Source organism: Aurantiacibacter odishensis, from assembly GCF_003605195.1.
GTDB lineage: Bacteria > Pseudomonadota > Alphaproteobacteria > Sphingomonadales > Sphingomonadaceae > Alteraurantiacibacter > Alteraurantiacibacter odishensis.
In genome coordinates, this window is record NZ_QYOS01000006.1 from 1 (window position 1) to 3215 (window position 3215).

3 protein-coding genes are annotated in these 3215 nt (G+C 62.6%); all 3 read right to left on the bottom strand.

Annotated features, from left to right (window positions below; genetic code table 11):
- The coding region (locus D4Q51_RS00075; protein ID WP_162925064.1) for an acyl-CoA carboxylase subunit beta at window positions 1–1094 on the bottom strand (1094 nt) is incomplete at its 3' end.
- Window positions 1094–2281, bottom strand: coding sequence for an acetyl-CoA C-acyltransferase family protein (locus D4Q51_RS00080; protein ID WP_120075310.1), 1188 nt, complete (start codon window positions 2279–2281; stop codon window positions 1094–1096). The genes D4Q51_RS00075 and D4Q51_RS00080, both read right to left, overlap by 1 nt.
- A gap of 61 nt (window positions 2282–2342) precedes the next feature.
- Window positions 2343–3215 (bottom strand): 3-hydroxyisobutyrate dehydrogenase (gene mmsB / locus D4Q51_RS00085; RefSeq protein WP_120075312.1); only part of this gene is annotated, 873 nt, incomplete at its 5' end.

Genomic DNA, 3215 nt, shown 5'->3' on the forward strand with positions numbered 1-3215 from the left:
AGGAAGCCGGGCACGTCCACGAAGGTCACGATCGGGATGCTGAACGCATCGCAGAAGCGCACGAAGCGCGCGGCCTTGCGGCTGGCGTCGATATCCAGAACGCCCGCCAGCACCATCGGCTGGTTGGCGACGAAGCCCACGGGCTTGCCCTCGATCCGGCCGAAGCCGGTGATGATGTTCGCACCGTGCTTGGGCTGGATTTCGAAGAAATTGCCGTCGTCCACCACTTTGCGGATCAGCTCGTGCATGTCGTAGGGCATGTTGGAGCTGGCCGGGATCAGCGTGTCGAGGCTGTCCTCGCGCCGGTCCCACGGATCGTCTGTCGGCAGTTCGGGCAGCGGATCGCGGTTGCTCTCGGGCACGAAGCCGATCAGTTCGCGCGCGGCCAGCAGCGCCTCGATGTCGTTCTCCAGCGCAAGGTCGGCAACGCTCGTCTTGGTGGTGTGCACCACCGCGCCGCCGAGGTCCTCCTGCGTCACTTCCTCGTTGGTGACGGTCTTCACCACGTCCGGCCCCGTCACGAACATGTAGGAGCTGTCCTTCACCATGAAGATGAAGTCGGTCATGGCCGGCGAATAGACCGCCCCGCCCGCGCACGGCCCCATGATGAGGCTGAGCTGCGGGATGACGCCCGATGCCAGCACGTTCTTCTGAAACACCTCGGCATAGCCGCCAAGGCTGGCCACGCCTTCCTGGATGCGCGCACCGCCGGAATCGTTCAGCCCGATCACCGGCGCGCCGACTTTCATGGCGTTGTCCATCACCTTGCAGATCTTCTCCGCGTGCCGCTTCGACAGACTGCCGCCGAACACGGTGAAATCCTGGCTGAAGACATAGACCAGTCGCCCGTTGATGGTGCCGCTGCCGGTCACCACCCCGTCGCCCGGTATCTTCTGGTCCTGCATCCCGAAATCGACGCAGTCGTGCTCGACGTAGGTATCGAGTTCCTCGAAGCTGCCTTCGTCCAGCAGCACGTCGAGCCGTTCGCGCGCGGTCAGCTTGCCCTTGGCGTGCTGCGCGTCGATGCGCTTCTGGCCCCCGCCCATGCGAGCAGCTTCACGGCGGCGTTCCATTTCGGCGATATTGGCGGACACTAAGCGGCGCTCACGTTCTCGACGACCATGGCGATGCCCTGACCGCCTCCGATGCACATCGTGACGAGGCCATAGCGCTTGCCGGTACGCATCAGCTCGTAGACCGTTTTGACAGTAAGTATCGTGCCGGTCGCGCCGACCGGGTGGCCAAGCGAGACACCTGAGCCATTGGGATTTGTCTTGGCCGGATCGAAGCCAAGTTCCCTCGCGACGCCGCAAGCCTGAGCCGCAAAGGCCTCGTTGCTTTCGATCACGTCGATATCGTCAAGCGTCAAACCAGCCCGCTCCAGCGCCACGGGCACCGCTTTCACAGGACCGAGGCCCATCACCTCGGGCTCCACTCCTGCGTGACCCCAGCCGAGAATCCTGGCGAGAGGCGATAATCCGGAAGCTTCGACGGTCGCGCCCGACGCGAGCACAACTGCTGCTGCACCGTCATTGATGCCCGATGCATTTCCTGCCGTAACGGTGCCATCCTTCTTGAACACGGGGCGAAGGCCCTCCATTCCCTCTATCGAAGCGTCGGTCCGTACGTGTTCGTCAGTGTCGAACACGGTCGCTCCCTTGCGAGACTTGATCTCGACCGGGACGATCTGATCCTTGAAGTACCCCTCTGAAATGGCTCGTGCCGCGCGCTTGTGGCTTTCGACAGCCAGTGCATCCTGTTCCTCCCGCGTTATCGAGCAACGCTCCGCCACGTTTTCGGCAGTCACTCCCATGTGCATGTCACCGAACGGATCTTGCAGAGCACCGAGCAATCCATCGACAAGACTGAGGTCACCCAGCCTTGTGCCGAACCGTGCGGCGCTGGTCATGTGGGGAGCATTCGACATGGACTCGGTACCGGCACCAATGGCGAACTTGCATTCGCCAAGCTTGATAGCTTGCGCCATCGAGATAACCGCCTGCAGCCCTGACCCGCACAAGCGATTGACGTTCATCGCTGCGCTTTCGATCGGGATACCCGCATTCACCGATGCGACACGGCTGATATAGGCGTCCTTTGGTTGGGTCGGAACCACATTGCCTACTGCGACCTGCTCAATGCTGTCTGCTGCAATACCCGCCCGGGATATCGCTTCCTTCATCACGATTGTGCCGATTTCAGCCGGGCGGAAGCCGGCGAGACTCCCTCCGAAGGTACCGATGGCGGTTCGTACGCCCGAGAGAATGTAAACGTCCTGCATGTTGCCAAATCCTTTCAGGATCCCGGTTCGAAAGTGGGCGGCCTGGTGTCAGTGTGACGGGTTAATCCAGCGTCTGGATGATGGAAGAGAAATCGCGCCTGCCGTTCCCATTCATGTCGAACTCGTCGTAAAGCTCCTTGGCGCGGCGCCCCATCTTCGTGTCGACCCCAGCGGTCTGTGCCGCTGCCATGGCCAGCTTCAGGTCCTTGAGCATCAAGCCCGTGGCAAAGCCGCCCTGGTAATCGTTGTCGGCGGGCGACTTCGGCCCCACGCCGGGCACCGGGCAATAGCTCGTCATGGACCAGCACTGGCCGGAGGAGACGCTGGAAATGTCGTAGAAGGTCTGTGGGTCCAGCCCCAGCTTCTGCGCCATGGCAAAGGCCTCGCAGGTGCCGATCATTTGCACGGCCAGCAGCATGTTGTTGCAGATCTTGGCGGCCTGTCCGTTGCCGGCCTGTCCGGCGTGAATCACCGCCTTGCCCATGCCTTCCAGCACCGGCTTCGCCTTGGCGAAAGCTTCATTGCTGCCGCCAACCATGAAGGTGAGCGTGCCCGCCTCTGCCGCCGCGATCCCGCCGGAAACCGGCGCATCGACCATGGCATAACCCGCGGCCTCCGCAGCCTCAGCCACTTCGCGCGCGGTGGCGACGTCTATGGTGGAGCAATCGAGGAACACCGCGCCCTGCGGCGCCTTGCCGATCACGTCGCTGGTGTAGACCGATTTCACGATCTCGCCGTTCGGCAGCATGGAAACAACCGCGTCCACGCCCTCGCAGGCTTCGGACGCGGAGGTGAAGGTCTCGCAGCCATGCTCTTTCGCGGCGGCCAGCGCCTGTTCGCTGAGGTCGAAGGCACGAACGTCGTGCCCCGCCTTCACGAGGTTCGCGGCCATGCCGCCGCCCATGTTGCCAAGGCCAATGAATGCGATTTTCAT